This window comes from Sphingomonas sp. S2-65 (assembly GCF_021513175.1).
Lineage (GTDB): Bacteria > Pseudomonadota > Alphaproteobacteria > Sphingomonadales > Sphingomonadaceae > Sphingomonas.
Genome location: NZ_CP090953.1, coordinates 260,589 through 286,479 on the forward strand (window position 1 = coordinate 260,589; position 25,891 = coordinate 286,479).

22 protein-coding genes are annotated in these 25,891 nt (G+C 66.6%); 10 read left to right on the forward strand and 12 right to left on the reverse strand.

Features of this window, described 5'->3' with window-relative positions; translation table 11 throughout:
- Positions 1-2: 2 nt before the first annotated feature.
- Together LZ586_RS01390 and moaA are read right to left on the reverse strand one after the other, a co-directional pair.
- Entirely contained in the window at positions 3-770 is a 768-nt protein-coding gene (locus tag LZ586_RS01390; RefSeq protein WP_235077922.1) for an NAD kinase, read from the reverse strand.
- The gene (moaA, locus tag LZ586_RS01395) at positions 767-1,783 is read right to left on the reverse strand and encodes a GTP 3',8-cyclase MoaA (RefSeq protein WP_235077923.1); all 1,017 of its coding nucleotides are present in this window, start codon (positions 1,781-1,783) and stop codon (positions 767-769) included. The genes LZ586_RS01390 and moaA overlap by 4 nt, the downstream gene beginning before the upstream one ends.
- 80 nt (positions 1,784-1,863) lie before the next feature.
- On the opposite strand from moaA, the gene LZ586_RS01400 reads away from it, so the two are divergent.
- Complete coding sequence (locus LZ586_RS01400) at positions 1,864-3,849, forward strand: putative bifunctional diguanylate cyclase/phosphodiesterase (RefSeq protein ID WP_235077924.1); 1,986 nt, start codon at positions 1,864-1,866, stop codon at positions 3,847-3,849.
- The gene (locus LZ586_RS01405; protein WP_235077925.1) at positions 3,846-4,250 is read left to right on the forward strand and encodes a hypothetical protein; all 405 of its coding nucleotides are present in this window, start codon (positions 3,846-3,848) and stop codon (positions 4,248-4,250) included. The genes LZ586_RS01400 and LZ586_RS01405 overlap by 4 nt, the downstream gene beginning before the upstream one ends.
- Positions 4,251-4,255: 5 nt before the next feature.
- Here the strand turns inward: LZ586_RS01405 and mfd are convergent, their stop codons facing one another.
- Positions 4,256-7,714 (reverse strand): transcription-repair coupling factor, encoded by a 3,459-nt coding sequence (gene mfd / locus LZ586_RS01410; RefSeq protein ID WP_235077926.1) that lies wholly within the window; start codon positions 7,712-7,714, stop codon positions 4,256-4,258.
- Positions 7,715-7,753: 39 nt separating this feature from the next.
- A complete protein-coding gene (locus LZ586_RS01415; RefSeq protein WP_235077927.1) occupies positions 7,754-8,020 on the reverse strand; it encodes a succinate dehydrogenase assembly factor 2 in 267 nt (88 codons plus the stop codon).
- Here LZ586_RS01415 and recG point away from each other — a divergent pair.
- Positions 8,019-10,157, forward strand: coding sequence for an ATP-dependent DNA helicase RecG (recG, locus tag LZ586_RS01420; RefSeq protein WP_261346023.1), 2,139 nt, complete (start codon positions 8,019-8,021; stop codon positions 10,155-10,157). The two genes, LZ586_RS01415 and recG, sit on opposite strands and share 2 nt — an antisense overlap.
- Here recG and LZ586_RS01425 read toward each other — a convergent pair.
- The 3 genes from LZ586_RS01425 to LZ586_RS01435 all read right to left on the reverse strand — a co-directional run bounded on the left by LZ586_RS01425 (position 10,154) and on the right by LZ586_RS01435 (position 12,328).
- Positions 10,154-10,429 (reverse strand): PilZ domain-containing protein, encoded by a 276-nt coding sequence (locus LZ586_RS01425; RefSeq protein WP_235077928.1) that lies wholly within the window; start codon positions 10,427-10,429, stop codon positions 10,154-10,156. The two genes, recG and LZ586_RS01425, sit on opposite strands and share 4 nt — an antisense overlap.
- A gap of 108 nt (positions 10,430-10,537) precedes the next feature.
- The gene (gene tyrS / locus LZ586_RS01430; RefSeq protein WP_235077929.1) at positions 10,538-11,767 is read right to left on the reverse strand and encodes a tyrosine--tRNA ligase; all 1,230 of its coding nucleotides are present in this window, start codon (positions 11,765-11,767) and stop codon (positions 10,538-10,540) included.
- 69 nt (positions 11,768-11,836) lie between these two features.
- Positions 11,837-12,328: a DUF4126 domain-containing protein gene (locus LZ586_RS01435; RefSeq protein WP_235077930.1), complete on the reverse strand. Its 492-nt coding sequence runs from the start codon at positions 12,326-12,328 to the stop codon at positions 11,837-11,839.
- A 96-nt stretch (positions 12,329-12,424) separates the two neighbouring features.
- Between LZ586_RS01435 and LZ586_RS01440 the strand changes: the two genes are divergently transcribed.
- From LZ586_RS01440 to LZ586_RS01460, 5 genes are all read left to right on the forward strand, one after another.
- Positions 12,425-12,967, forward strand: coding sequence for a DOMON-like domain-containing protein (locus LZ586_RS01440; RefSeq protein ID WP_235077931.1), 543 nt, complete (start codon positions 12,425-12,427; stop codon positions 12,965-12,967).
- Positions 12,964-14,160 carry an exo-beta-N-acetylmuramidase NamZ domain-containing protein gene (locus LZ586_RS01445; protein WP_235077932.1) on the forward strand — a complete coding sequence of 399 codons (1,197 nt, stop codon included), beginning with the start codon at positions 12,964-12,966 and terminating at the stop codon, positions 14,158-14,160. Before LZ586_RS01440 ends, LZ586_RS01445 begins: the two co-directional genes overlap by 4 nt.
- 64 nt (positions 14,161-14,224) lie before the next feature.
- Positions 14,225-15,400, forward strand: a complete 1,176-nt coding sequence (locus tag LZ586_RS01450) for a hypothetical protein (RefSeq protein WP_235077933.1) — start codon at positions 14,225-14,227, stop codon at positions 15,398-15,400.
- A 36-nt stretch (positions 15,401-15,436) separates the two neighbouring features.
- Positions 15,437-16,546, forward strand: a complete 1,110-nt coding sequence (locus tag LZ586_RS01455) for a DUF2336 domain-containing protein (protein WP_235077934.1) — start codon at positions 15,437-15,439, stop codon at positions 16,544-16,546.
- On the forward strand, positions 16,543-17,958 hold the full coding sequence (locus tag LZ586_RS01460) for an ATP-binding protein (RefSeq protein WP_235077935.1): 1,416 nt from the start codon (positions 16,543-16,545) through the stop codon (positions 17,956-17,958). Before LZ586_RS01455 ends, LZ586_RS01460 begins: the two co-directional genes overlap by 4 nt.
- 185 nt (positions 17,959-18,143) lie before the next feature.
- Here LZ586_RS01460 and LZ586_RS01465 read toward each other — a convergent pair whose 3' ends face one another.
- From LZ586_RS01465 to gltX, 3 genes are all read right to left on the reverse strand, one after another.
- Positions 18,144-18,488, reverse strand: coding sequence for a hypothetical protein (locus LZ586_RS01465; RefSeq protein WP_235077936.1), 345 nt, complete (start codon positions 18,486-18,488; stop codon positions 18,144-18,146).
- Between the two features lie 129 nt (positions 18,489-18,617).
- A complete protein-coding gene (locus tag LZ586_RS01470; RefSeq protein ID WP_235077937.1) occupies positions 18,618-19,901 on the reverse strand; it encodes a citrate synthase in 1,284 nt (427 codons plus the stop codon).
- 33 nt (positions 19,902-19,934) lie between these two features.
- Positions 19,935-21,353: a glutamate--tRNA ligase gene (gene gltX / locus LZ586_RS01475; RefSeq protein ID WP_235077938.1), complete on the reverse strand. Its 1,419-nt coding sequence runs from the start codon at positions 21,351-21,353 to the stop codon at positions 19,935-19,937.
- Between the two features lie 79 nt (positions 21,354-21,432).
- Here gltX and LZ586_RS01480 point away from each other — a divergent pair, with 79 nt between their 5' ends.
- Positions 21,433-23,532, forward strand: a complete 2,100-nt coding sequence (locus LZ586_RS01480) for a ComEC/Rec2 family competence protein (RefSeq protein ID WP_235077939.1) — start codon at positions 21,433-21,435, stop codon at positions 23,530-23,532.
- Here LZ586_RS01480 and lexA read toward each other — a convergent pair.
- A complete protein-coding gene (gene lexA / locus LZ586_RS01485) occupies positions 23,529-24,203 on the reverse strand; it encodes a transcriptional repressor LexA (protein ID WP_235077940.1) in 675 nt (224 codons plus the stop codon). The two genes, LZ586_RS01480 and lexA, sit on opposite strands and share 4 nt — an antisense overlap.
- Positions 24,204-24,263: 60 nt before the next feature.
- Positions 24,264-25,448, reverse strand: a complete 1,185-nt coding sequence (gene glp / locus LZ586_RS01490) for a gephyrin-like molybdotransferase Glp (protein ID WP_235077941.1) — start codon at positions 25,446-25,448, stop codon at positions 24,264-24,266.
- A 178-nt stretch (positions 25,449-25,626) separates the two neighbouring features.
- Between glp and LZ586_RS01495 the strand changes: the two genes are divergently transcribed.
- A complete protein-coding gene (locus LZ586_RS01495) occupies positions 25,627-25,842 on the forward strand; it encodes a hypothetical protein (protein WP_235077942.1) in 216 nt (71 codons plus the stop codon).
- Positions 25,843-25,891: the final 49 nt, after the last annotated feature.

Below are 25,891 nucleotides of genomic sequence, written 5' to 3' on the forward strand. Positions count from 1 at the left end.
GGTTATGCGATGAATTGTTCCATGGTGATGCGGTCGTCGAGCGCATGCTCCGGATCGAAGAGCAGGGTTAGCTCGCGCATCTGGTCGATCTCCACCTGCACCTGCGCCACTTCACGCACTTCGCGCTGATCGGCTACGGCGGAAACCGGACGTTTGTCGGCTTCAAGAACGCGAATGCCGATGCGCGTCTTCTCCGGCAGGATCGCCCCGCGCCAGCGCCGCGGGCGAAAAGGACTGATCGGCGTCAGCGCGAGCAGCGCGGAGCCCAGCGGCAGGATCGGCCCCTGCGCGGAAAAATTGTATGCAGTGGACCCTGCCGGTGTGGCGACCAGGATGCCGTCACAGACCAGTTCGGGAAGAACGATGCGGTCGTTTATCGTCACTTCGAGTTTGGCGGTCTGGCGGGTCTCCCGGAGCAGGGAGACTTCGTTGATCGCAGGCAGGCGGCAATGCTCCCCGTTCACCGTGATCGCCGTCATGTTCAGCGACGAGACGCGAAACGGCTTGGCGCGGGCGAGCCGCTCCATCAGTCCTTCGAGCCGCCAGTCGTTCATCAGGAAGCCGACGGTCCCCAGGTTCATGCCGAATACCGGCACGATGCGGCGACGCTCAAGCATGGCATGGAGCGTCTGGAGCATGAAGCCGTCGCCACCAAGCGCGACCACCTGCTCGGCCTCTTCGACGGAAACCCAGTCATAGGCGTTCCGCAGCTCTTCCTCGGCGACTTGAGCAGGCGGAGTGGGCGATGCGACGAGGGCGAGGGGCATCATCCGCCAGTTACGCTCATGTGCCGCGAAACCGCAGGCGCGGCGCCGCGCTCGATGCGGAAATCATGCGCGGCGGGCTTGAGCCCCAAAGCCTCGGTAATCCGCACATCCACTTCGGCGAGGCCGCCGTCGCGGATCGCCGCTTTCAGATCGACGGAGTCGTCATGGCCGAGGCACATGTGGAGCTTGCCGTCGGTCGACAGCCGGACGCGGTTGCAGGTGGCGCAGAAATTGCCCGTGAGCGGCGAAATCAGGCCAAGCCGGGTGCCGGTGTCCTGAACCCGCCAGTAGCGGGCCGGGCCGCCGCTGCTGCGATCCTCGAACTGGAGGTCGAAGCGCGCGCGTAGGTCGTCGAGCACCTGCGTCAGCGGCAGGAAGCGGTCGGCGCGATCCTCGTCGATCTGGCCGAGCGGCATGGTCTCGATCAGCGTGAGGTCATGGCCCTGATCGACGCACCAGGCGAGCATCGGGGCGATCTCGTGCTCGTTCAGGCCCGTTAGCGCCACCATGTTGATCTTGACCGCGAGCCCCGCGGCCGAGGCGGCGCCAATGCCGTTCAGGACCTGTCCGACATCACCGTGGCGGGTGATGTGCCGGAAGGTTGCGGGGTCCCGACTGTCCATGCTCACGTTCAGCCGGCGTACGCCCGCAGCGAACAAGGCGTCGGCGTGTTGGTCCAGCCGGGTGCCGTTGGTGGTGAGCGTGAGCTCGTCCAGCCCCTGGCCGAGCGAGTGGCCCAGGCGCGCCACCAGCTCGAGCATGTCGCGGCGAACCAGCGGCTCGCCTCCGGTCAGGCGGATCTTGCGGACACCCCGAGAGATGAAGCGCTCGGCGATCAGGGCGATCTCCTCCAGGTCAAGCAATTGGGCGCGCGGGAGGAAGGTCATCTGCTCCGCCATGCAATAGCGGCAGCGCAGGTCGCAGCGGTCGGTAACCGAGATCCGGAGATAGGTGATCGCACGGCCATGCCGGTCCACCAGTTTTTCAGGGGTCTGGACGGGAGCGGCGGTGGCCATGTCGTTGGGGTAAGCACTTCGCATCGCGCAAACAACCCTTCGGATGGGCAAGGGGATGCGTTGCCGCTATCGAATGCCGAATGGAAGACAGTTTCACCGTTGCCGCGAACAATCCGGCGGACTCCGAAGTGCCGGTTTTCATCCTGTCGTTCCGGCAGCGGGACGAAGTCGCCGCTGCGGCGGCGAGCGGAGGATGGCGCGTGATCGCCGCCCGGCGTGCCGATGGATTGGACCAGCGGTTCCTGACGAGCGGCGCCGCCGTTGCGGTGCTGGATGCGCGCGGCGCGATGTCCGAAGGGCTTGCCGCCGCGAAGGCGCTGGGCCCGACGATCGAGGCACATGGTGCGGCGATGCTGATCCTGATCTCGCAAAGCGACACCGTGCACATGCGCCATTTCTACGATGCCGGCGCCACCCATTTCCTGAGCAGCCCGATGTCCTCGGCGGCGATGGCGCATTCGATCCGTTTCGCGTTTCGGCATGCCGAGCGACTGGCAGGCTGGGGGAAAGAAGGAAGCGGTGCGACCGAGCCGCTGGGTTGGCGATTTGATCCGGACATCGGTGCGCCGCAGCTCACCCCGGCGCTCGCCAACCTGCTGGGGTTGAGCGAGGCGCCCGGGATGCGGGCGATGTTGCGCCGGCTCGAGCCGGGGGACCGGCTGTTGCTGCGCGCGGCGCTGCGACGGGTAGGGCAGGTGGGCGGATCAACCGCCTTCGCGCACGACGTGCCCGGCGTAGGGCGGCTGGTGCAGCATCTTCAGCAGGACCGCGTGAGCGGACGGCTGGACGTGCTGGTCGAGGTGCTGGGGGTGGCGCCGGATGCTTCGTCGGCGGTGCGCGACGTGCTTACCGGCGCGCGCGACGGGCCGAGCGCGCGTCGGTGGATCGACCGGCGGGTGAGTGAGGGCGCGCCCGTGGCGATCGTTCTGGTTGCGCTAACCCGGTTCGACACAGTCAACACCGCTTACGGCCGTGAGGTCGGGGACGAACTGCTGCGGGCGGTGTTCAAGCGGATCAGTGAAGTCGCCCGGGAGGCACTGGGGAGTTCCGCCATCGTGGCGCGGATCGGTGGATCCGAGTTCCTGGTGGCCAGCGATGAGGTGGCCGGCGCAAGGCTGGAACAAGGGGTCGTCCGGCTCGAGGAGTCGCTGGGGCGGCCGTTCGTGGTGCGTGGGACGATCGCCCCCATCGGAGCGCGTCTCGTGACGGCGGTGAGCGATGTCGGGGATACGTCCGCCGCGATGCTGCGGCGTGCGAGCGAGGCGATGCTCGGCAAGGAAGTGAAGATGGAAGCCGGGGGCGTGCCGGTGGAGCAACTGGCCAACGAACTGCACCGGGCGCTGGAGCATGGCGAGATCGGCGTGCGCTATCAGCCACAGGTGGCGATCGCGTCGGGGCAGATCGTAGGGGTGGAAGCGCTGGCGCGGTGGAATCACCCCGACTTGGGCGAGATCGGGGCGGAGGCGCTGTTCGCGGCGGCCGAGCGTGCGGGGCTGGAGGCGGCGTTGAGCGACAACATCCAGCGGCGGGCGCTTTCGGGTGCGGCGCAGTGGCCGTCGTCGCTGTCGCGGCTGAGACTGTCGATCAACGTGACTGCCGCCGATGTAAGCCGGGCCGGGTTCGCGGACAGCCTGCTAGGCCGGGTCGACGCCAGTGGTTTCCCCCGGTCGCGCCTCACGGTGGAGATTACCGAAACCGGGGTGATGGCCGACCTGACCGAAGCCGCGCGGTTACTCTCCGAGTTGCGTGCCGCGGGATGCCGGGTAGCCGTGGACGATTTCGGGACCGGCTATTCCAGCTTGGCATATCTGAAGTCGCTGCCGCTGGATTATCTCAAGATCGACAAGCGGCTCAGCCACGACATCACCGGATCGCACCGCGACCGGGTAGTGGTGCGCGGCGTGATCGACATGGCGCGCTCCCTCGGGCTCGCCGTGGTGGCGGAGGGGGTGGAGACCGAGGCGCAGCTCGATCTTCTGGCAAAGGAAGGCTGCCAATATTTCCAGGGGTATCTCTGCTCGGAGCCGCTGGATGTCCCGGCGCTGGCGCAGCGGGTGCACGGATGAGCGACCGGCAGGATGTAAGCGGCGTCTGGTACGGGCGCTGGAGCGCCGAGCATCCGGCGGTGGCGCCAGGACGCTTCATCGCCCTGTTGGAAGAAGAAGGGGGGGCGGTCACCGGCACGATCACCGAGCCCGATGCGGAAGGCGACGAGGGCGTACTGCGGGCGCTGGTCGGCGGCGAGCGGGCGGGCGCCGACATCGCGTGGGTGAAGCAATATGACGGTGCCGGACGGCTGGCCCACGCCGTCCGCTACGACGGCAGCGTCAACGCCGACGCGACCGCGATCGTTGGCCGGTGGCAGCTCGAAGGCTTCACCGGCAGCTTTACGATGCACCGGGAGAAGTTCGACAGCGCCGACCTCGACGAGGCGGAGGAGCTGCGGATCCCGCTTGCCGATCTTTAACGCGTCTATCCGGCCGCCTTTGCGAGCCCTCGCGACAGTTGAAGCGCGGCGTTGAGGCGCGCCTTGGGGTTTGCCCAGACGCGGGTGATCGCCAGCTTCATGTCGGGGCGCAGTTTGGCCGTCCCCTCCAGCTTGTCGACATAGGCGAGAAGCCCGTCGATGTTGGGGAACTTGTCCTGGTGGAACGACACCAGCGCGCCCTTCGGCCCCACGTCCAGCTTGGCGACGCATGCCTTCTTGGCGTTGAGCTTGGCCTCGATCAGAGTGATGAGGTTCTCGGTCGCCTCCGGCAGCTTGCCGAAGCGGTCGATCAGTTCGGCGGCGAACTCCTCGATGCCGCGGCGATCCTCGACGTCGTTGAGGCGGCGATAGAGCCCCATGCGCAGGTCCAGGTCCGGAACATAGTCCTCGGGGATGAGGATCGGCGCATCCACGGTGATCTGCGGCGACAGGTCCTTGGGCCGGATGTCCTCGCGCATGCCGCCGGCCTTGGCATCCAGGATCGCCTCCTCCAGCATCGACTGGTAGAGTTCGTAGCCCACTTCCTTGATATGGCCCGACTGCTCGTCGCCAAGCAGGTTGCCCGCGCCGCGAATGTCGAGATCGTGGCTGGCAAGCTGGAACCCCGCGCCGAGTGATTCCAGATCAGACAAAACCTTGAGCCGCTTGTCGGCCGCTTCGGTCATCTGCCGTTGCGGAGGTGTGGTCATATAGGCGTAGGCGCGCGTCTTGGCGCGACCGACGCGCCCTCGGATCTGGTAGAGCTGAGCCAGGCCGAACTTGTCGGCGCGGTTGACGATCAGCGTGTTCGCGCTGGGGATGTCGAGCCCGGACTCGATGATCGTGGTGGAGACGAGCAGATCGTAACGGCGGTCGTAGAAAGCCGACATCCGCTCCTCGACTTCCGTCGGCGACATCTGACCATGGGCCACGACGTACGAAATCTCGGGCACGTCGTGCGCCAGAAACTTCTCGATATCGGGAAGGTCGGCGATGCGCGGGGTCACGAAATATGCCTGGCCGCCACGATAATGCTCGCGCAGCAGCGCCTCGCGCAGCACCACCGGATCCCAGGGCATGACATAGGTGCGCACGGCCAATCGGTCGACCGGCGGTGTCTGGATCACCGAGAGTTCGCGCAGGCCGCTCATCGCCATCTGCAGCGTGCGCGGGATCGGAGTGGCAGTGAGAGTGAGGACGTGAACGTCCGCCTTCATCGCCTTCAGCCGCTCCTTGTGCGTCACGCCGAAGCGCTGCTCCTCATCGACGATGACAAGACCGAGACGCTTGAAGTCCACGGATTTAGCCAGGATGGCGTGCGTGCCGATCACCACGTCGATCGTGCCTTTGGCGAGTCCGTCCTTGACCGCCTTGGTTTCGGCTGCCGGGACCAGGCGCGACAAGCGGCCAATCTCGAGCGGGAAGCCCTGGAAACGTTCGGAGAAGTTGCGGTGATGCTGGCGCGCCAGCAGCGTGGTCGGGCACACCACCGCTACCTGCATGCCGGCCATCGCCGCGACGAAAGCGGCACGAAGTGCCACTTCGGTCTTGCCGAAGCCCACGTCGCCGACGACGAGCCGATCCATCGGCCGGCCAGCTGCGAGGTCGCCAAGGACGTCGCTGATCGCCCGATCCTGATCGTCGGTCTCTTCATACGGGAAGCGATCGACAAAGGCGGGGTAGCCGCCATGGTCGGGCTCGGCCACCTCGGCAGGACGCATCGCCCGCTTGGCGGCGGTAAGGATGAGTTCGCCCGCAATCTCGCGAATGCGCTCCTTCATCTTCGACTTGCGGCGTTGCCAGGCTTCGCCGCCCAGGCGGTCGAGCGTCGCACCTTCCTCGCCCGAGCCGTACCGGCTGAGCACTTCGAGATTTTCGACGGGTACGAACAGCTTGTCGCCGCCGGCGTAGCTGAGCGCGACGCAGTCGTGCGGGGCCTTCTGCACGGGGACCTGAGTCAATCCCTCGTAGCGCCCGATGCCGTGATCGACATGGACGACGAGGTCGCCGGGCGAGAGCGTTGCCAGTTCCTGAAGGAACGCGTCGGTGTTCTTGCGGCGCTTGGATCGGCGGACCAGCCGGTCGCCGAGCATGTCCTGCTCCGTAAGCACCGCGATGTCGGGCGCGGTGAAGCCATGGTCGAGCGGCAGGACGACGAGGGCCACCCCCTTGTCGGCCACGCCGAGCGCCTCCTGCCAGGTTTCGGCCGCCACGGTCCCCTTCAGGCCGTGATCCGTCAGCAGGCCGGAGAGCCGTTCGCGGGCACCGGACGAGTAGCTGGCGAGGATGGGTTTGCGGCCGTCGCGACGGACTTTTGCCAGATGTGCCACGACCGCTTCGTAGACATTGGTTCCAGCCGTCCGCTCGGGAGTGAAGTCGCGAGGGCCGTCCACGTTGAACTCGAGGACCCGGGCGCTTTCGGGTTCGTGGAACGAAGTCGCAGTGTGCACCGGCCCATGATCGAGCGCCTGCGTCCACTCATCCGGTGACAGGTACAGCGCATCGGCAGCGAGGGGGCGATAGCTTCCCGGCGCGCTCGATTCGGCGCGAACGCGGTTCTGCTGATAATCGGCGATCGCTTCGAAGCGCTGCTCGGCGGCGCCGTCCGTCCCAACGTCGCGGACGATCACCGCCTCATCCGGAAGATGCTGAAACAGCATGTCCAGCCGCTCTTCGAACAGGGGCAGCCAATGCTCCATGCCTGCCAGACGACGACCATCGCTGATCGCCTGATATAGCGGATCGCCGGTCGCGTTCGCCCCAAACTTTTCGCGATACCGTGCCCGGAAGCGCTTGATGCTGTCTTCATCGAGCAGCGCCTCGGACGCGGGCAGGAGCGTGAACCCGTCGACGCGCCCGGTGGTACGCTGGTCCTGGGGATCGAAGGTGCGGACGCTTTCGATCTCGTCGCCGAAGAAGTCGAGACGAAGCGCCTGCTCGGCGCCCGATGGGAACAGATCGACCAGGCCGCCGCGCACGGCGAATTCGCCATGATCGTTGACAGTGTCGAGGCGGATATATCCGTTGGACTGAAGCAGCGTCGTCAGCCGTTCCAGGCTGATCCGTTCGCCCGGGGCGAGCTTCGCCACCAACTGGCGGATGCGGAACGGCGTCAATGTCCGCTGCGTGACTGCATTGGCAGTGGTGATCAGCAGGCGTGGCCCGCTCGCCTTAGTCTGAAGCGCGTATAACGTCGCGAGGCGTTCGGACATCACCCGCAGCGTCGGCGAGGCACGGTCGTATGGCAGACAGTCCCACGCCGGGTAGCTCAGCACTTCCAATTCGGGCGCGAAAAACGGCGCGGTCGACGCGATCGCCCGCATCGCGGCCTCGTCCGGCGCGATGAATACGGCCAAGCCAGCGGCGCGTGCCAGATCGGCGAGCATCCAGGGCTGGAAGCCTGTTGGCGTGCCGGCGAGGGTCAGCGGGCGGGTGGCGGAGAGAATCGTCTTCAGGTCAGGCATCGGTGCTTCTTCTTGCTCTCCGAAATCGAGGAGAGGGCGTTATCGTTCGATCGGAACGTAGCTCAGGGTCTTCAGCGCGTTGATCACCGTCCCCGAGTAGCGTTCAGGCACCTGAGCGGTTCCCATTGCCCAGGCCATGATGTCGACGTCCTGCTCCTCGAGCAGTGCCTCGAACAGCGCGACTTCTTCGTCCTGCCAATCGGCGCCATGCGCGTCGAAGAAGCCGCCGATCAGCAGGTCGGCCTCCTTGGTGCCGCGGTGCCATGCGCGGAAGCGCAGGCGCTTGAGACGATGTTCGCGATCCATGCGATCTCCAAAACGGCGATTGGCCGACGGCGCTGGAACGCGCAGCCGGCTGGGCTATACGGGCCAGCAGATAGCCATGCGACCCGACATTCTCAATCCACTGTTCGCGGAGGTGACCGCGCTGAAGGGCATCGGCCCGGGTTTAGCCAAGCCTTTGGAGCGGCTGGGCCTGGCGCGCGTGGTCGACGTCGCGTTCCATTTGCCGACCGGTTTCCTGGACCGCGTCGAGCGCGACGAGCTGTTCCAGGCCGATGTCGGCCGCATCGTCGCAATCCAGCTGACGCCGGTCAGCTATCGGATGGGCGGGAGCGCCCGAACGCCGGCGCGGGTGCAGGCGGTGGACGGCAAGGGCAACCATGTCAGCCTGGTGTTCTTCGGCGGCAGTTCGGGCTGGGCCAAGAAGCTGTTGCCGGTCGACGAACCGCAATGGGTGTCGGGCAAGCTGGAGCAATACGGCGACTTCCTCCAGATCGTGCACCCCGACGTGCTGCCGCTCGATCGTGCCGGCGAGGCAAAGGGGCGCGAGGCGATCTATGCCTGTTCGGAGGGGATCACGTCTCGCCGGCTGGGCGCGCTTGCGGCTCAGGCAATCGAACGCGCGCCAGAACTGCCCGAATGGATCGAGCCGAGCTTGAAGGCTCGGCATGGCTGGCCCGATTGGCGGATGGCGCTTGCCGCGATCCATGCCGATCCGGCGGACGCGAAGGCGCGTGAGCGGCTGGCCTATGACGAGGTTTTCGCCAATCAATTGGCGCTGTTGCTGGTGCGGGGCGAGGCCCGGGCGAAGCGAGGACTGCCGCTGACCGGCGACGGACGCCTGCGTGAGGCGTTGCAGCTGCCCTACACGCCGACGGGCGCGCAGGCGCGGACGATTCGCGAGATCGAGGGCGATATGGCGCAGCCGCAGCCAATGTTGCGTCTGCTTCAGGGGGATGTCGGATCGGGCAAGACGCTGGTGGCGCTGATGGCGCTGCTGATTGCGGCAGAGGCGGGTGCTCAGGGCGCGCTGCTGGCCCCGACCGAGATCCTAGCACGCCAGCACTTCGAAACGCTGAGCCGGACGCTGGCTGGGCTCGACATCCGAGTCGCCATTCTGACCGGGCGCGACAAAGGACGGGCCCGCGAGGCGACGCTGATGGGGCTTGCCGATGGGTCGATCGACATCCTGATCGGCACCCACGCCATTTTTCAGCAAGGCGTCGGCTACAAGAATCTCGGCCTGGTGGTGGTGGACGAACAGCACCGCTTCGGCGTGGCCGAGCGGTTGATGCTGCAGGCCAAGGCGCAGCTGCCCCCGCATTTGCTGGTGATGACTGCGACGCCGATCCCGCGCACGCTGCAACTCGCGACCCATGGCGAGATGGACGTCAGCCGTCTCGACGAGATGCCGCCGGGGCGTGAGCCGATCGAGACCAGTGTGATTTCCGAGGAGCGGCTGGGGGCGATCGTCGAGGCGCTTGGGCGCCATCTTGAAGCGGGCAAGCAGGCCTATTGGGTCTGCCCGTTGGTGGAGGAAAGCGAGAAGACCGACCTCGCCGCGGCGGAAATGCGCGCCGCCGAGTTGAAGGCGCGGTTCGGCGACAAGGTCGGACTGGTGCACGGCCGCATGAAGGGTCCTGAAAAGGATGAGGTCATGCGCCGCTTTTCCGCCGGCGAGCATGGCGTGCTTGTCGCCACTACGGTGATCGAAGTCGGCGTGGACGTGCCCAACGCGACACTGATCGTCATCGAACATGCCGACCGGTTCGGCCTGGCCCAGCTGCACCAGCTGCGCGGACGCGTGGGCCGGGGCGGCGGCAAGTCGCACTGCGTGCTGCTGCGCGGCGAACGCTTGAGCGAGACGTCACGGGCGCGGCTGGCGCTGATGCGCGACACCAATGACGGCTTCGTCATCGCCGAACGGGATCTGGAATTGCGCGGAGCGGGAGAGCTGTTGGGCACGCGCCAGTCGGGAGAGCAGCAGTTCCGGCTCGCCCAGCCGGAGATGCTGAGTGCGCTGATGGAAGCGGCCAATGCCGACGCGCGGCTGCTGGTCGATCAGGATCGCAAGCTGAAGAGTGCGCGCGGTGAGGCCGCACGGACGGCGCTGTATCTTTTCGAGCGCGACGCAGCGGTAGGGCTGCTGCGTTCGGGCTAAGCGGCTTTGAGAAGCACCGCGAGCAGTTCGTAATAGCTCGCCAGGTCGATCGCGTGTTCGAAGCGGCCGCCGATCCGTCCGCCGAGCGACCAGCGAACTTCCACCACCAGCGATCCGGTGACCGGCAGCACCACCCGCAGCCGCTCGCCCAGCTCGAACGGGCTATCGCATCGTGCCATCAGCCCGTGTGGTGAGAGGTTGACGACCAGGAAGCCGAGCTGCCGAGCATCAGGCCCGAAAGCGCGCGCGCGGTAATGAACCTCGTCGCGCATCTCGCAACGATCGTCTGCAACGGCAAGGTTTCCGAACGCTATACCCACACGCGCCTCTCAACATCTGAGGAACCATGCAGATGATATCGGCGACCCTTTAACGCGGTCTTACTGTCCGGATACGAGGAGTCCGTGGCGCTTCTTGCCGAAGCTGATCTTGGCCTGGCCCGTCACCGTCACCATCGCGGCGGGATCGGATACCGGCTGATCGTCCAGCCGGATCGCACCTTCGCCGATCTTGCGGCGGGCCTCGCCCTTGGATGCGCAGAGGCCGAGCGCGATCAGCGCATCGACCACTGCGATGCTGCCACCGGGCACGATGTGGGTCGGCAGCGAACTTCCGGCAGTGCCTTCCTCGAAGGTCTTGCGGGCGGTCTCGGCCGCAAGCGCCGCCGCCTCGCCGCCGCGGCAAAGGGCAGTGGCTTCGTTGGCGAGGATCTTCTTGGCTTCGTTGATTTCCGCGCCCTGCAACGCATCAAGACGGGCGATCTCCGCAAGCGGGAGATCGGTGAAGAGGCGGAGGCGCGTGCCGACGTCACGGTCGTCGGTGTTGCGCCAGAACTGCCAATAGTCGAAGTGTGATAGCTGATCCTCGTTGAGCCAGACCGCGCCACCTACGCTCTTGCCCATCTTGGTGCCGTCGGCGTTGGTCAGAAGCGGCGTGGTGAGGCCGAACACCTGCGTGCCATCGACGCGGCGCGACAGCTCTACGCCGTTGACGATGTTGCCCCACTGATCCGATCCGCCCATCTGCAGCCGGCAACCGGCGCGGCGCGACAGCTCCAGGAAGTCATAGGCCTGGAGGATCATGTAATTGAACTCGAGGAAGCTGAGCGACTGTTCCCGGTCGAGCCGGAGCTTAACCGAGTCGAAACTGAGCATCCGGTTGACGGAGAAATGCTGTCCGATGTCGCGCAGGAAGGGGATGTACTCCAGGCGATCCAGCCACTCCGCATTGTCGAGCATGATCGCATCGCTGGGGCCATCGCCAAAGGTCAGGAAGCGTTCGAACACGCGTTTGATCGAGGTGACGTTTTCCTGGATCAGATCGCCGGTCAGCAGCTTGCGGGCTTCATCCTTGAAGCTGGGGTCGCCGATCTTGCCGGTGCCGCCACCCATCAGCACGATCGGCTTGTGGCCCGCACGCTGAAGCTGGCGGAGCATCATGATCGACACGAGATGCCCGACATGGAGCGACGGCGCCGTGGGATCGAAACCGATATAGCCGGGAACCACCTGGCTGCCGGCGAGCGCGTCTAGGCCCTCGGCATCGGTGAGCTGGTGGATGTACCCACGCTCTGCGAGGAGGCGAAGCAGATCGGATTTGTATTGCGTCATGGTGCGGGCCGCATAGCCGCTGAGCGGCGCCGCGTCATCCCTCCGCCGGCTTGGCGCAGGGCGTGCCGCTCAATGCGGAGCCGAGAGTTGCCGGGTGGGCGCTGGCAGCTCGGGCAGGTGCGCGCGTGCCGCCGCGACTGCGGTCGATACCGCGATGGCATCCTCCACGACGCCGGTGACAAACTGGCTGCCTTTGCGCATGGCGACCATGCGGGCCGCGAAGGTGGCGTAGGAGGCGAGCACTGCCGTCGCACCCGCGACTGCGGCCGCCGGGAAGCGCTCGTTGCGGGGTGCCAGCGCCATGCCCGCAAAGGCGGCGTTCATGCTGCGGATGATCACCGCGGGCGGGATGATCCGATCTGGCGCGCTCTTCTGCTTGTCCCCGATCAGCTCATAAGTCGCGAGGGCGGTGGCGCCGAGCGATACGAGCGGGTTGGCCAGGAAGCGCGGCGCGCCATTGTCTTGGGGCAGCGTGCCGGTACGCGCGGCGTTGGCGACCACCGCCAGCGGGGTCATCGAGCGCGCGCCTGCCACGAGGCCGATGAGGATGGAGCGAAGCATGCGAAGGACCTTCCGAGACTGGGTTCCGCCCCAACCCACGGGACGCGGTTTCGGTCCGGCCTTTCATCGGCGGGCCGGTTCGGGCACGCAGGTGCAGTGATCTATTCGCTGATTCCGCATCCTGGCTTCGCGCCGAGCGCCGTGACGGGCGTCGATGTCGAGATGTGTATGGCTGACGGCGCGTGCACGCTGACTTTCCAGGTGCGGGGTGCGGTGCCGGCGCTTCCCGAGCGGCGGACCTCCGAGCGCGCCGACGAGCTATGGAAGACGACGTGCTTCGAGCTGTTCCTGCGTCGGTCTGGAAGTGAAGGCTATATGGAGATGAACTTCTCGCCCTCCACCCGTTGGGCAGCATATGAATTCGCGTCGTACCGCGAGGGGATGTGCGATCTGCCGCTAAGGGTCGATCCGAAGATCGGGCAGATAAAGCCCGAGGATGGCGTCGCCTACGCTATGAAGGTCGAACTGGACCCAACCGCGCTTTTACCCGGCGTGGCGCTTCAGGCCAACGTGACCGCCGTCATCGAGGAGGCTGACGGGACGAAGTCCTATTGGGCACTCGCGCATCCGCCGGGCAAGCCCGATTTCCATGATCCCGCTTGCTTCGTGCTCGAACTCCCGGCAGCGAAGACGCCATGAATTTCGGCATCGACCGGCTGCTCGCCGACCCTCAGCTTCGTCGTCCTCTCGAAGGCAAGCGCGTTGCGCTGCTCGCGCATCCGGCATCGGTTACCGCAGACCTGACGCATTCGCTCGACGGGCTCATGGCGGCCGGCGTGAACATCACGTCGGTGTTCGGTCCGCAGCACGGCGTCCGCGGCGACCTGCAGGACAACATGATGGAGTCGCCGGACTTCACCGACTCGAGCTACGGCATGCCGGTGTTCAGCCTGTACGGCGAGGTCCGGCGCCCGACCGACGCTTCGATGACGACCTTCGACATCATGCTCGTCGATCTTCAGGATGTCGGCTGCAGGATCTATACCTTCCTGACGACACTGCTCTACGTGCTTGAAGCGGCGGCGGCGCACGGCAAGTCGGTCTGGGTGCTGGACCGGCCCAATCCCGCAGGCCGCCCGGTGGAAGGTTTGACACTTCGACCTAGCTGGGAAAGCTTTGTCGGAGCAGGGCCGATGCCGATGCGGCACGGCATGACGCTTGGCGAAATGGGTCACTGGTTCATCGCCCACTACAAGCTCGACGTCGACTATCGCGTAATCACGATGGACGGCTGGAACCCCGAGGAAGCGCCCGGCTTCGGCTGGCCCCCCGAGCGGGTGTGGATCAACCCGAGTCCGAATGCCGCCAACGTCAACATGGCACGGGCTTATGCCGGCACGGTGATGCTCGAAGGGACAACATTGTCCGAAGGGCGGGGCACCACGCGACCGCTCGAGCTGTTCGGCGCGCCGGACATCGACGCAAAGGTGGTGATCGGCGAGATGGGTCGCCTCGCGCCCGAATGGCTGGAGGGCGTGATCCTTCGCGACATGTGGTTCCAGCCAACCTTCCACAAGCATGTCGGTCAGCTCTGCTCGGGCGTGTTCCTTCACGCGGAAGGGCCTGGCTACCTTCATGCCGCATTCCAGCCCTGGAGGCTCCAGGCCTTGGGCTTCAAGGCGATCCGCAGGCTCTATCCGGACTATGCCCTGTGGCGGGACTTCCCCTACGAGTATGAGTTCGACAAGCTCGCGATCGACGTGATCAACGGCGGAACGGGCCTACGCGAATGGGTGGACGAGGCCGCAGCTATGCCCGCGGATCTCGACTCGCTGACGTTGCCGGACGAGGCGGCTTGGATAGAAACGCGCCAGAGCTTCCTTCTGTACTGAGAACGTCCTTTCGGCGCGCGAGCGGGGTTTGCAGGACGCGCACAATCCGCTTAACCACGCCCGCATGTTGGCGGGGCTGATTTTTGCAATCGAGGAGGCGAGCGACCGGCCAGGTACGCTCGTGGCTACACTGCCGTTCGGGGGCATGACGCTGCTCGAATATCAAGTGCGGCTGCTGGTGGGCGCGGGCGCCGAGCAAGTCTTGGTCGCGGTCGGCAGGATGACGCCGGGACTGCTGGCTGCAGTGAACCGGGCGTCGCGGCGGGGCGTCGCGCTGGACGTAGTGCGATCCGCCGAAGAAGCGGCGGAAAAGATGCCGGCGGGTACGCGCGTGCTCGTGCTTGCCGATGGTCTGGTGACGACCGACCCGGTGATCGATCGAATGGGAGGAGAAGGGCCGGAGGCGCTTCTCGTGACAGATCAGGCCGATTCGCTCGCCGCGATCGAGCGGCTGGACATGCGCCATTGTTGGGCGGGCGTTGCGCGGATCTCGCTCCCGCAACTGAAGCAGATCGCGTCCATGCCGGAGGATTACGACTTTCAGTCTGCGCTGCTTCGCGTGACGGCGCAGTCGGGGGCGGAGCATGTGGCGCTGACCAGCGGCTGGCTCCGGGGCGGACATGCGGTCGAGCGCACCGCAGAAGGACTCGCGGCGCGCAACACCGGCGTGCTCGCGGCGCTGAGCGAACGCCGCACCGACTGGGCAGACCGCTGGGTTTTCACCCGCATTGCCAGACTCGCTCTGCCGGAGCTCGTCTCGCGCAACGTGCCCGACTGGGGACCCGTCGCCGCGGGCGGGTTGCTCGGGGTCCTCGCGCTGGTTGCGCTCGGTGCTGCGTGGACCGGCACGGGGCTGGTCGTCTCACTTGTCGCCGGCCTAGCGATCACGACCGCGGCGTCTCTCACCACCTTGCGAGGGGAAGAGCGCCGGTCGCGCATGCTCGCTTGGGCCATGCTGGGGTTGTTCGGCGGCGTGGCTCTGGTTTCCGGCTGGGTCGAGCAGGCGCAGATCGACTCGTCCACGCCCATGGTATTGGCGCTGGTCGCCGTCGCGGCGCAGTTGCTGGTGGAGCGGGCGCCCTCGCGGCCGCGGCGCTGGTGGGCAAGCCCGTCGGCGCACTTGCTGGTGCTCACGCCGTTTGCCCTTGCCGGGTGGGTGGCAATCGGACTGGGTATTTGCACCCTGTACGCCTTTGGCACACTCGCTGCGGCTGTCGAGGCGACTCGAGTGAAAGCTTAGTCTCGTCTTAATCATGGCTCTGCTAGATCGCAGTCGATGTCGGATCGACTTCACGAGATGCGCCATGGTTCCGCCCTGGGCGCCGGCAAGCTGCTCGCACGCGCGGTGGCGACGCAGGCCCGTGCTGCGCGCGACCTGAAGCTGGCAATCGACGATTTCTTCCTGCCCGAAGCCGTTCGCCTAGGCGAGCGACTCCGTTCCGAACTGGCGCTGATGCTCGAAAGGCTGGTCGATGGCATCGAGACGGGAATCCGCGGAGATGCACGGCATCTGCTCGCCGCTCGGGGCGAGAGCGGCCTGATAGCGGCGCTCGAACGGATCGATGATGCCGTTTATCAGCGGCTGACCGAGTCGGGGCTGCTTCGCGACGCCGGGCTCATGGCCGAACTTATTGCACGCGTGCGACAAGAGGCGCTCGCCGCTGCATTGCCCATGCATGCGCCCGACAACCCTGAGCAGCCAAGCCTTTTGAACCGATTTTCCCAGAATCCGGACCGGATGCTCGCCAACGGTGCTGTGGCGCTGCTGATGGCGGAGAGCCGGCGGAGAGGCACTGGCGGAAGCGGGCAAGCGGGGGATTTGCCCCCTGAGCTGCAGCATCGGCTCACCTGGTGGGTCGCGGCGGCAATCCGCGAGACGACCGCCGCATCGGGCGCCGAAGGCGTGGCCGTGGATCGGGTGCTGTCGGAAGCGGCGCTGCGCAGCTTAGCGGCGTATGACGAAGGCGACCGCCTGGAGGACGCCGCGCTGCGCTTCGCAGCGGCGTTGGACGCGCCGCCCGACGAACTTGCGGCCCTGTTGATCGAAGCGCTTGGCGATGGACGCGTGGTGCTGTTCATCGCAATCCTGGCCCATGGGCTGGGCGTCGGCTTTCCGGCTGCACGAGACCTGGTGCTGGATCCGGCGGGCGAGGGGCTGTGGGTGGCCTTGCGCGCCCTGGACCTGCCCCGCGGTGCAGTGGCGCAGATCGGCTATGCGCTGTGCGAAGCCGATGCGCGTCGCGGCCTCGAACAATTTGCCGACCGGCTCGACGAGATCATGGCGCTGGATCCGATCGAAGCAGGCAGGGCAGTCGCGACCTTGAGGCTGCACCCGGATTATTGCGCCGCGATCCTGGCCCTGGCCCCATCGGGGAACATGACATGAGAGCCGCCGAGTCTCTTCCGGTCACTGCGATCGGCCGGCTAGATAATTCCGGGCGGTTGCTCGACGCCGAAATGCGGCTTGCCGATCTGAACGAACGCGCGGGAGGCCGCGTCGGCGCGCCGCTCGCCATCCCGCAAATCGCAGCGCTGGCCCGGCTGGCGCAGCGGCTGGGTATCGCCATTTCGCGCAATGTGGTCGCCGCCGATGGCGAAGACGATATCGAACTTTGGGTGCGCGCCGAGCCCGAAAGCGACAGCGTGCGGCTGGAAGTAAGCGGTTGGCGTGCTCAGCAGGGCTGGCGCGGACCGGCAAACGATCCCGAGCGGGATGGCGACTTCCTGCGGTCTGCCGCGGATTGGCTTTGGGAAACCGATGCCTCGCTGCGTATTACCTTTATTTCCGACGATGCTGGCGCGCGTTACGGGTTCGACGTGGCGATGATGCTCGGGCAACCGATCACGCGGCTGTTCAGCCTGGAGCAGGACGACAGCGGCAACTTGCCGATCCTGAACGCAGTCGCGGCGCAAGCACGCTTTCGCGGTCAGGAAGCGGAGCTGCGTGGCACTGGTCGCAGCGTCCGCCTGGAGGCGGCGCCGCGTACCGATCCCGCGGGGCGCTTCGCCGGGTTCATCGGCGCGGCGTACATGCTGGACAGCGAGGATGTGGCGCTGCCGGAACCCGACGCGCCGTTGCCGACACCCGGGCCGTTCGGCGGCTTTCCCGACTCGTTCAGCCAGCGGCTGAACCGTGCCCTGCGCGAACCGCTAGGGCGGATCATCGCCAATGCCGACAGCATCAGCGCGCAGACCGAGGGCCCGTTGAAGCCGGACTACGCCGAATATGCAGGCGATATCGCGAGCGCAGGACGGCATCTGCTGGGGCTCGTCGAGGATCTGGTCGATCTGCAGGCGATCGAGCGGCTGGACTTTACGATCGCGCCCGAGCCGCTCGACCTTGCCGATGTGGCGCGGCGTGCGGCGGGCCTGCTGACGGTTCGCGCGCAACAGTCCGACGTGCGGGTCGACAAGCCCGCGCTCGACGAACGGCTACCCGTCACGGGTGAGTTCCGGCGTGCGTTGCAGGTTCTGGTGAACCTGATCGGCAACGCCGTCCGCTACTCGCCCGCGGGCGGCATGGTGTGGATCCGGCTCGAGCGGGAGGACGGCTTCGGCCATGTGATCGTCGCCGACCAAGGCAAGGGCATCGCGCCCGAGGATCAGAAGCGCATCTTCGACAAGTTCACGCGCGTCGATCCGGCGGAGCCGGGCGGAAGCGGGCTCGGGCTCTATATCGCGAGGCGGTTGGCCCGGGCGATGGGCGGCGACCTGACGGTGGATAGCGCACCGGGTATGGGCGCGCGCTTCGTGTTCACGCTGCCGCTGAGGCTGGAAGCGTTCGGCAGCGAGCAATAGCCGACACTGCTTCGCGATCCGCTGAAAGGTTAGAGAAATTGAGGGCAGCGCGCTGTTTGCGCGCTTCCAGGCAAGAAGGGTTCAAGATGCAAAGAGCGGCCGGGCGTCATACGCCCGACCGCTCTAGTGCAGCAGTTGAAATCCTGCTTTGCATGGGTCCCGAAGAGGGGATCTCGCGCAGCGGCTTAGCGGCGCGCGCAGACCGTCACGGGCCGACCGCGGCGCCACTCGTTCCAGCAGGCGCGACGCGAGCGGTCATAGCGGCTGCGATGATAGCCCCTGCGGTCGTCGTAGCGGCGGCGATCCCAGCCGCGGCTGCGGCGGTCGCGGCGATCCCAGCGACGGTCGTCGCGGCCCCAGCGATCGTTGTCGCCGTAGCGTTGGATGTTGGTGACGGCGCTCGCCGCCATGAAGGTCGCCGTGCTTGCAGCCGCGCTGACGGTGGCTGGGCTAGCCGCGGCGGGTGACGCGCCAGCCGCGACTCCGGCAAAGGCCAGGGCGGCGGCGGCAATGATCTTCCGAAACTTCATCCTGTGGCTCCTCTCTATCTCGATGATTGGAGAGGTACCGGTCGGAGCACTACCCCATGCTGAACCGGTTCGTAGGCTGAGGTTCACTTTGACGAGGGGCTCCGGACCAGCGGAGCCCCCGTTTCAGGATCAGCGTTGTGCGACGGGCACGTAGTCGCGCTGCACCGGGCCGGTGTAGAGCTGACGCGGGCGGCCGATCTTCTGCTCGGGATCCGAGATCATCTCGTTCCACTGCGCGACCCAGCCGACGGTGCGGGCAAGGGCGAACAGTGCAGTGAACATGGTCGTCGGGAAGCCGATCGCCGACAGGATCACGCCCGAATAGAAGTCGACGTTGGGGAACAGCTTCTTCTCGATGAAGTAGTCGTCCTTGAGCGCGAGTTCCTCGAGCTGGAGCGCGACTTCGAAGACGGGGTCGTTGACGCCCAGCGACTCGAACACTTCGCGCACGGTCTTCTGCATCACCGTCGCGCGCGGATCGTAGTTCTTGTAGACGCGGTGGCCGAAGCCCATCAGGCGGAACGGATCGTTCTTGTCCTTGGCGCGGGCGATGAACTCGGGAATCCGCTCGGGGCGGCCGATTTCTTGCAGCATGTTGAGCGCCGCCTCGTTGGCGCCGCCATGCGCCGGACCCCAAAGGCAGGCGATGCCCGCGGCGATGCACGCGAAGGGGTTCGCGCCCGACGAACCGGCGAGACGCACGGTGGAAGTCGAGGCGTTCTGCTCGTGATCGGCGTGGAGGATGAAGATGCGGTCGAGCGCCTTCTCCACCACCGGGTTCACTTCATATTCCTCGGCCGGAACGCCGAAGGTCATGCGCAGGAAATTGCCGGTGTAGGACAGCGAATTGTCCGGATACAGGAAGGGCTGGCCGACACTGTACTTGTACGCCATCGCCGCGATCGTCGGCATCTTGGCGATCAGCCGGTGCGACGCGATCATGCGCTGCTGCGGATCGGTGATGTCGGTCGAGTCGTGGTAGAAGGCAGAGAGCGCGCCGGCGACGCCGCACATCACGGCCATCGGGTGCGCATCGCGGCGGAAGCCGCGATAGAAGGTCGCCAGCTGCTCGTGGAGCATGGTGTGGCGCGTGATCGTGCTGTTGAACTTGTCGAGCTCCTGCCCGTTCGGCAGCTCGCCATTCAGCAGCAGATATGCCACTTCCATGAAGCTCGACTGCTCGGCGAGCTGGCCAATCGGATAGCCACGGTGCAGTAGAACACCTTCATCACCGTCGATATAGGTCAGGCCCGATTCACACGACGCGGTCGAGGTGAAGCCGGGATCGTAGGTGAAGGTGCCGGTCTGCGCATACAGCTTGCGGATGTCGACGACGTCGGGTCCGACGCTGCCCGACAGCACCGGATATTCGACGTCTTTTCCCGCCACGTTCAGCTTCGCGGTGTCGCTCATATTCGTGTCCTTATCTGACCCAAATCAGGATTCTTATTTAATCTGGTCGGCAATACGGCCGAGGCTCTCTTCACGTCCCAGTAGTGCCAGAACGTCGTAGATGCCCGGAGAGGTTCGTCGGCCCGTCAATGCGGCGCGCAATGGCTGTGCGATTGCACCCAGCTTCACGCCCGCATCCTCCGCGACGGCGCGCACTGCCGCCTCGAGTGTCTCGGTATCCCAGGTGGCAATGGCGTGGAGCGCAGCATGCACCCGCGACAATAACCCGCGTGCGTCGCCCTCCAGCAGGCCCGCGGCGCCTTCGTCCAATGCCAGCGGGCGCGTGCGGAACAGGAAACCGGCGCCGTCTGCGAGTTCGAGCAGGTTCGCGGCGCGGGGCTTCAGCACTGCCATCGCGGAGGCGAGCAGCGTGCGCTGTGGCTCGCTGGGCTCGAAGCCGAGGCGCGGCACGATCAGCTCCGCAAGCTGCGCATCGTCAGCCGCGCGGATATAGTGGCCATTGAGGTTTTCGAGCTTCTTCAAGTCGAAGCGGGAAGGCGACTTTCCGACGCCGGCGAGGTCGAACCACTCGGTCGCCTGTTCGCGGCTGATGATCTCATCGTCGCCATGCCCCCAACCGAGGCGGAGAAGATAGTTGGAGAGAGCTTCGGGCAGGATGCCGAGTTCGTCGCGATATGCGTCGACGCCGAGCGCGCCGTGGCGCTTCGACAGCTTGGCGCCGTCCGAACCGTGGATCAGCGGGATGTGCGCATAGCGCGGCTCCGGCCATTCCATCGCGCGATAGATCGGCAGCTGACGGAAGGCGTTGTTGAGATGGTCGTCGCCGCGGATGACGTGCGTGACGCCCATGTCGTGATCGTCGACCACGACCGCCAGCATATAGGTCGGCGTGCCGTCGGAGCGGAGCAGGACCATATCATCGAGCTCGGCATTGTTGACGGTGACCGGCCCCTGGACGAGATCGTCGATCGTGACGCTGCCTTCGCGCGGCGCGCGAAGGCGCACGACGAACGGGGCGCCTTCGGCTGCGTCGCTCTCGGGGCGATCGCGCCAGCGCCCATCATAGCGCAGCGGCTGCTTGTTCGCACGCTGCTCGGCGCGCATCGCCTCAAGCTCTTCGGCGGTGGCGAAGCATTTATAGGCAAATCCGCGCGCGAGCATCTCGCGGGCGACTTCGGCATGGCGCTGCGCGCGCGCGAACTGATAGACTTCCTCGCCATCCCAGTCGAGGCCGAGCCAGCGCATGCCGTCCAGGATCGCCTCGATCGCCGGCTGAGTCGAACGCGCGCGATCGGTGTCTTCGATGCGCAGCAGGAACTTGCCGCCGTGATGGCGGGCGAAAAGCAGATTGAAGAGCGCCGTACGTGCGCCGCCGATGTGCAGGAAGCCCGTGGGCGAGGGGGCGAAGCGCGTGATCACGCTGCCTGCGGCAATATCAGATGTTGCGCTCAACCGCGCGTGCTCCCAGACTTGAAAATCGATGGCCAGATCAGCCGCCGAGGCCCCTAGCACGGGGTTGCCGCGCCTTCAAATGGGTGCCCGAACGGCGTTTCGCCAGTATTTCGCCGCGACAGAAAAATGGCTCGAGGTTGAGCGCGAACAGCTGGTGCTGTGGATCCCGGTGCTGCTTGGGGCGGGGATCGCGATATGGTTCCTGTTGCCGACGCGCGAACAGTGGATTGGCTTCAGCCTGGCGTCCAGCGCGGTTGGAGCGGCTGGAATTGCCGCGACCAGGACGAGTCGTGCAGCTCGGTTACTCGGGGTCGCCGGCCTGACGGTGGCGGCAGGGTGCCTGCTTATCTGGTTTCGGGCGGAGCGAGTCGCTTCCCCTGTGCTGTCCCGGCCGGCGGTAGCCCTGGTGACTGGACGCGTCGCTCGCGTCGAGCGGCTGCCCGCTCGCGAGTTGGTGCGAGTCACCCTGCTGCCCGATGATGCGAGGAGCCTGCCGGAAAAGGTCCGAGTGAACTTGCCGGAGGCAGATGTGCCGACGGGGCTAGACCGCGGCGCCCGCATTCAGGTGCGCGCACGGCTCATGCCCCCGGCGGCACCGTCGGTGCCAGGCGCCTATGACTTTGCGCGGGTGGCCTGGTTCGACCGGCTGGGCGCGACGGGCAAGGGCTTTGCGCCGGTGAGGATATTGACACCGGCCGGGTCGGCCAGCGCGGGTTTGCGGCAGCGATTGTCGGCGCACATCCAGTCGCACATCACGGGCAGTGCCGGGGGCATTGCAAGCGCGCTTGCTACCGGCGACCGCGGCGCGATCTCCGAAGAGGATGCCGAGGCGATGCAGCGCTCAGGGCTGGCGCACCTGCTGTCGGTAAGCGGGCTGCACGTGACGGCAGTGACCGCGGCGGCGATGCTGGTGGTTCTGCGGCTGCTTGCCCTCAGTCCGGCGTTGGCACTGCGCTTGCCTCTGCCCATGGTCGCCGCAGGCGCGGGCGCGCTCGCCGCGGTGGGGTACACGCTGCTGACCGGGGCGGAAGTGCCGACGATCCGGTCCTGCGCCGCGGCGTTGCTGGTGCTGCTCGCGTTGAGCCTGGGGCGTGAGGCGATCACGTTGCGACTGGTGGGTGCAGGCGCTCTGCTGGTCCTGCTGCTGTGGCCCGAATCGCTGGCAGGACCGAGTTTTCAGCTGAGTTTCGCGGCGGTGACCGCGATCGTGGTGCTACATGAGAGCCCCAGGCTGCGTGAGTTGTTCGCCAAGCGCGAGGAGGGCCGGGGCACTCGGCTGATGCGCAGCCTGGGCTCGCTGCTGCTTACCGGGGTTGCGGTGGAGCTGACGCTGATGCCGATCGCGCTGTTCCACTTCCATGAGACCGGCGTCTACGGGGCGCTGGCCAACATCATCGCGATTCCGCTTACCACCTTCGTCATCATGCCGCTGGAGGCGCTGGCGTTGTTGCTCGACGTGGCGGGTCTGGGTTGGCCGGCGTGGTGGCTTACGAATCAAGCGCTGTTGCTGCTGCTGGGATCGGCGCGTGCCGCATCGTCGGCGCCCGGGGCGGTGGCGTCGCTGCCCTCCATGCCAGCTGGCGCATATGCGCTGATCGTGGTCGGCGGATTGTGGTTCGCGCTGTGGAGGACCCGTGTTCGGCTGGGAGGACTGGTGCCGCTCGCCACTGGTATAATTTGGGCTTTGCTGACGCCGGGTCCCGATCTGCTGGTGAGTGGCGACGGCCGTCACTTGGCGGTGCGGCTGTCGAATGGATCGATGGCGCTGCTCCGCGACCGCGCGGGCGATTATACCCGTGCGATGCTGAGCGAAAATAGCGGTGCTGGCGACGTGCTTGCCGACTTGGCCGGAGCGCGCGAGGCGCGCTGCAGCGCCGATCTGTGTCTCGTGGATCTGAGCAGCGGAGGGCGGCGCTGGCGCGTTTCCGCGACCCGAAGTTCCTACCTAGTGCCCTGGAAAGCGATGATGGCAAGCTGCGCGCAATCCGACATCGTCGTTAGCGAGCGGCGGCTGCCGCCGGGCTGTTCCCCGCGCTGGCTGAAGCTCGACCGCGACTTGTTGCGGCAGACCGGCGGCGTCGCGATCACCTTTTCCTCGCGCAGCATCCGTACGGTTCGCGACGGGGGCGAACAGCCATGGAAGGCGCCGCCGACCGTCGATCCGCCGCGTATGCGTTAGTAGCGGCGCAGCAGTCCGGCGAGACGGCCCTGTACGCGGATCTGATCGGGGCGGTAACGCTGCGCATCGTAAGCACGGTTGGCGGGGTCGAGGCGAACCATGGCGCCTTCCTTGCGGAAATATTTGAGCGTTGCTTCGGCGTCGTCGATGAGCGCCACGACGATCTCGCCGTCGCGGGCGGTTTCGGTGCGGCGGATCAGCGCATAGTCGCCGTCGAGAATCCCCGCTTCGACCATCGAGTCACCCGCGACTTCGAGCGCATAATGTTCGCCCGAGCCGAGCAGCGCGGCGGGAACCGGGAGCATGGTCGCGCCTTCGAACGCTTCGATCGGCGTGCCGGCGGCGATGCGGCCGTGGAGGGGAATTTCCACGACATCGTTGGCCGGGGTCATGGAAGGTTGCGAAGGTGCCGCGGGGGCGGGGTTTCTGGACTTGCGCTGAGGGCCCTCAGCTTTGCGCTCGGGCATGCGCAGCACTTCGAGCGCGCGGGCGCGGTTGGGGAGGCGGCGGATGAACTCGCGTTCCTCCAAGGCACTGATAAGGCGATGAACACCGGACTTCGACTTCAGGTCGAGCGCCTCCTTCATCTCCTCGAACGAAGGAGACACGCCCGTCTCGTTGAGGCGGTCGGCGATGAAGCAGATGAGCTCGTGCTGCTTGCGCGTGAGCATCGAAGGGTCCTCCGGGTCCAGAACAGACACGGAACGTTTATGCAATGTTCCCCTAAGTTGTCAAGCGAGGTTGAGGATCTCCACCGAGTCGCCGATTTCGGCGGCCGGCGCATGGGGCTGGCGCAGGATCAGACAGTGGGCGCGCGCCAGCGTCCGCAGCATCGAACTGTCCTGGATCGTGGAGGCGTAAGCGCGGCCGTCGCGCAGTTCGGCGCGTAGATAGTCGGTCCGTTCGCCATTGGCGGCCAGCGGTTCGCCTAGCACCGCCAGGCTTGCGCGCGGGAGCGGATCGGCCGCGCCGGCGAGACGCGCGACGAGCGGGCGGACGAACAGGATCGCCGTCACGAAGGCGGATACCGGATTGCCAGGAAGCCCGGTGATCAAGGTCCGTCCGAGCCGCCCGGCCATCACCGGCTTGCCCGGACGCAGCGCCACCCGCCAGAAGTCCATTTGCGCACCCACCGCCTTCAGCGCGGGCTGGACGAGATCGTGGTCGCCCACCGACGCGCCGCCGCTGGTGACGAGCAGGTCCGCGTCGAGGCCGGAGAAGGCGGCTTCGAGCAGGTCCTGGCGATCGGGGAGGATGCCGAGATCGACGATGTCGACCGGCAGATCGGCAAGCTGTGCGGCCAGCATCAGCCGATTGGTTTCGGGAAGCTGCGCCTCGCCAACCGGGGCGCCAGGCGGCACGAGCTCGTCGCCGGTGGCGGCGATCGCGACCCGCACGCGGCGGCGGACGGGGAGCGTGGCGTGGCCCGCGGTGCCGGCCAGTGCCAGGCAGGCGGCGGTGACGCGGGTTCCGGCCTCCAGCAGGCGCTCGCCCTGGGTGAAGTCGAGGCCGCGGCGGCGGACGTTGCGGCCGAGGCGGGGCGGGCCTTCGCCGTTTAGCAGCAACGTGACGCCGTCTCGTGCGGCTTCCTCCTGGACGAGCACGGTGTCGGTGCCCGGCGGGAGCGGGGCGCCGGTGAAGATACGGGCGGCCTGACCCGGGGCAACCTCGCCCGAATAGCCGCGGCCGGCGGCGCTCTCGCCTACCACCCGCCAAGGGCCGGGCAGGTCGGCGAAGCGTATGGCATAGCCGTCCATCGCCGACAGATCGGCCGACGGCTGCGTGCGGTGGGCCAGGAGGTCGTCGGCCAACCAGCGGTTATGCGCCTGGGCGAGAGACACCTGCTCGGCCGGCACCGGTTCGGCGAGGGCGAGGAGGCGGGCCTGGGCTTCGGCAAGCGGGAGGAGCGGGCGCATGCCCCGTCTTTGGGGAGGCGGGCGCGGCACGCAAGGGCTTGTGCGTGCCGCGCGCGATGCGCGTGATCGGCCGAGTGGATCGTGCGGTGGTTTCTGCGTGAGGGCGGCACCGGCGCGGTTCTGGGGCGTTCCTGATGCCGAACGGGCGCATCTCCGCGCCCTGATGGGAGATATTGGAATGAATGACGTCACCACCGCGCCGACGACCGACGCTGCGCCCGCTTCGAATAAGAAGACAGCGCTGACCGACGCGTTCCGCGAGCATTTCACGGGCGACGCGCCGCTCACCGAGAAGGCGAAGGGGTTTGCCAAGGCACGTCCCTGGACCAGCGCGGCGTTCCTTGGAGTGGCGGCGATCGCGGTGCTGAACACGCTGCGCGGTTCGCGCGGGTGATGGGATCGGGCCGGTGCCGGGTGGCGCCGGCCTGGTTGCCGGAGTGCGT

Excerpts from the sequence above, each read along its gene's own strand:
- tyrS (WP_235077929.1), bottom strand. The coding sequence starts at position 11,767 with ATGACGCAATACAAATCCGATCTGCTTCGCCTCCTCGCAGAGCGTGGG.
- LZ586_RS01425 (WP_235077928.1), bottom strand. The coding sequence starts at position 10,429 with ATGCGCGACGAGGTTCATTACCGCGCGCGCGCTTTCGGGCCTGATGCT.
- glp (WP_235077941.1), bottom strand. The coding sequence starts at position 25,448 with ATGCGCCCGCTCCTCCCGCTTGCCGAAGCCCAGGCCCGCCTCCTCGCC.
- LZ586_RS01460 (WP_235077935.1), top strand. The coding sequence starts at position 16,543 with ATGAGAGCCGCCGAGTCTCTTCCGGTCACTGCGATCGGCCGGCTAGAT.
- LZ586_RS01390 (WP_235077922.1), bottom strand. The coding sequence starts at position 770 with ATGATGCCCCTCGCCCTCGTCGCATCGCCCACTCCGCCTGCTCAAGTC.
- LZ586_RS01445 (WP_235077932.1), top strand. The coding sequence starts at position 12,964 with ATGAATTTCGGCATCGACCGGCTGCTCGCCGACCCTCAGCTTCGTCGT.
- LZ586_RS01435 (WP_235077930.1), bottom strand. The coding sequence starts at position 12,328 with ATGCTTCGCTCCATCCTCATCGGCCTCGTGGCAGGCGCGCGCTCGATG.
- LZ586_RS01465 (WP_235077936.1), bottom strand. The coding sequence starts at position 18,488 with ATGAAGTTTCGGAAGATCATTGCCGCCGCCGCCCTGGCCTTTGCCGGA.
- LZ586_RS01495 (WP_235077942.1), top strand. The coding sequence starts at position 25,627 with ATGAATGACGTCACCACCGCGCCGACGACCGACGCTGCGCCCGCTTCG.
- LZ586_RS01455 (WP_235077934.1), top strand. The coding sequence starts at position 15,437 with ATGTCGGATCGACTTCACGAGATGCGCCATGGTTCCGCCCTGGGCGCC.
- recG (WP_261346023.1), top strand. The coding sequence starts at position 8,019 with ATGCGATCTCCAAAACGGCGATTGGCCGACGGCGCTGGAACGCGCAGC.
- LZ586_RS01450 (WP_235077933.1), top strand. The coding sequence starts at position 14,225 with ATGTTGGCGGGGCTGATTTTTGCAATCGAGGAGGCGAGCGACCGGCCA.
- lexA (WP_235077940.1), bottom strand. The coding sequence starts at position 24,203 with ATGCTCACGCGCAAGCAGCACGAGCTCATCTGCTTCATCGCCGACCGC.
- LZ586_RS01400 (WP_235077924.1), top strand. The coding sequence starts at position 1,864 with ATGGAAGACAGTTTCACCGTTGCCGCGAACAATCCGGCGGACTCCGAA.
- LZ586_RS01405 (WP_235077925.1), top strand. The coding sequence starts at position 3,846 with ATGAGCGACCGGCAGGATGTAAGCGGCGTCTGGTACGGGCGCTGGAGC.
- LZ586_RS01480 (WP_235077939.1), top strand. The coding sequence starts at position 21,433 with ATGGGTGCCCGAACGGCGTTTCGCCAGTATTTCGCCGCGACAGAAAAA.
- moaA (WP_235077923.1), bottom strand. The coding sequence starts at position 1,783 with ATGGCCACCGCCGCTCCCGTCCAGACCCCTGAAAAACTGGTGGACCGG.
- LZ586_RS01470 (WP_235077937.1), bottom strand. The coding sequence starts at position 19,901 with ATGAGCGACACCGCGAAGCTGAACGTGGCGGGAAAAGACGTCGAATAT.
- LZ586_RS01415 (WP_235077927.1), bottom strand. The coding sequence starts at position 8,020 with ATGGATCGCGAACATCGTCTCAAGCGCCTGCGCTTCCGCGCATGGCAC.
- mfd (WP_235077926.1), bottom strand. The coding sequence starts at position 7,714 with ATGCCTGACCTGAAGACGATTCTCTCCGCCACCCGCCCGCTGACCCTC.